The sequence below is a fragment of the Aneurinibacillus sp. UBA3580 genome, from assembly GCF_002375825.1.
Classification (GTDB): Bacteria; Bacillota; Bacilli; order Aneurinibacillales; family Aneurinibacillaceae; genus Aneurinibacillus; species Aneurinibacillus danicus.
This window is the reverse complement of sequence record NZ_DFMZ01000088.1, coordinates 16,639-18,190: the sequence shown is the minus strand read 5'-3', so window position 1 is coordinate 18,190 and position 1,552 is coordinate 16,639. Positions and strand designations below refer to the sequence as shown.

Genomic DNA, 1,552 nt, shown 5'->3' with positions numbered 1-1,552 from the left:
GGAGACAGTTGCCGGTCTTTGTCTCCCTCCACGTCACACGCTCCACAAGGAAAAAGGAACGTTTGGCACACGCCTCGCGAGTTTTTTCTCGCTTACGAATGGAGGGAAAGGCCTTCGCCTTTTTCCACATTGAAATCACCCTCTCATTCTCTTCTCTCTTTTCCTTCTTACCACAAAAAGACAGCCTCCCTTCCCTCCATTTTCATGACAAAGCTTGTGGCTAATCAGCCATGGTGGATTTTTTTAAAAAGAGGTAGTATTGAAAGTGGAGAAGGGAGGCTTTACCCATGTATAACTCCAGGCAAACCGATATTCAGCATACTATTCTTCTCTTTGACGGCGTCTGTAACCTGTGCAATCAGGCCGTCCTTTTCATTATTCCGCGGGACCCGAAAGAAACGATCCGTTTCGCTTCCCTGCAGTCGGATACAGGACAGCGTTTGCTGGGCCAGCACGGTCTTTCCGCAGACAGATTGGATACGATGGTACTGATCGACAGAGAAAAAGCGTACACAAAGTCGTCGGCAGCGCTCCGAATCGCGCGAAAACTTCATTGGCCATGGCCGCTTTTTTACCTGTTTATTCTTATTCCTCGGCCGCTCCGGGATACGGTATACGACTGGATCGCCAGCAACCGCTACCGCTGGTTCGGCAAGAAAGAGCAATGCATGCTGCCGACGCCTCAAACTCGCCGGCGATTTCTCGAATGATCCGCACCTATGCAATCGTTAACGTTATTGAGTGCTCGCCGTCTTTTCTTTTAAAAGAAAATATAGCGCATTTTTCACTTTGCCGAATTCGGAAGCGTGCGGGCGGTCATCGTCATCTTTGTATCCGTAATCGACCATACGATTGCGGTTCAGGCACAATTTCGTCAACTCGGGCTTAAACAGGTCAAACATTTCAAAACGCTCCTGCAGATGAGGGAACCGCTGCTGGTAAGCTTGAATCGCATCGACCAGTCGGCTCCAGAATGTCCGTTCTTCCAGCAAACCGTTGTTGACCAGAAGATTGGACAAGTACCTCAGGTGACAAATGAACAGGCCCGTAAAAATAAATTGCGTCAATCCTTCCGGCGGCTCGCTGCGCAGCACAGCCTTTAGCTCTTTCGTTAGCGCTTTAAGCTCAGGCAAAGGCTGGTCGCTGATGTTCACATCATCTACAAAATCTTTGATAGCCAGGCGATGCGGCATATAATCCTTCAAGACAAGAATTGTATTCTGCCCGTGCGGCGAGAATACGGTGCCGTATTGATATAAATAATGCAGCAACGGCGGCATTATTACCTGGAATAATCGCTTCGTCCACTCCTCCGCCGACAAGCCGGAACGTTCGATGAGACTTTGCACGAACGGTTTGCCGTTTTTGTCCGTGTGCAACAGCGCGGCAAGCGTAATCGGATGCTCACCGTCCTCCAGATACGTATAAATGCTCTCCCGCCAGATCGTCCCCAGCATCTCAAGGTATTGATACGGCGCATGCTCCAGGTTTTCGTAATAAATATGGCTGCAGTTGATGCTTGCAACCTCCCCCGGAAGAATGACCCGGCATT

The 1,552-nt window shown here is 49.7% G+C and carries 3 protein-coding genes; 2 read left to right on the top strand and 1 reads right to left on the bottom strand.

Going from position 1 to position 1,552, the window contains the following annotated elements:
* The coding region (locus tag B2899_RS12930; RefSeq protein WP_286886346.1) for a hypothetical protein at nucleotides 1–224 on the top strand (224 nt) is incomplete at its 5' end.
* 63 nt (nucleotides 225–287) lie between these two features.
* Entirely contained in the window at nucleotides 288–710 is a 423-nt protein-coding gene (locus B2899_RS12925) for a thiol-disulfide oxidoreductase DCC family protein (RefSeq protein WP_286886344.1), read from the top strand.
* 24 nt (nucleotides 711–734) lie between these two features.
* On the opposite strand, the gene B2899_RS12920 is transcribed toward B2899_RS12925, so the two are convergent.
* Nucleotides 735–1,552, bottom strand: an 818-nt coding sequence (locus tag B2899_RS12920) for an IucA/IucC family protein (protein ID WP_286886342.1), incomplete at its 5' end; no start/stop codon positions are given.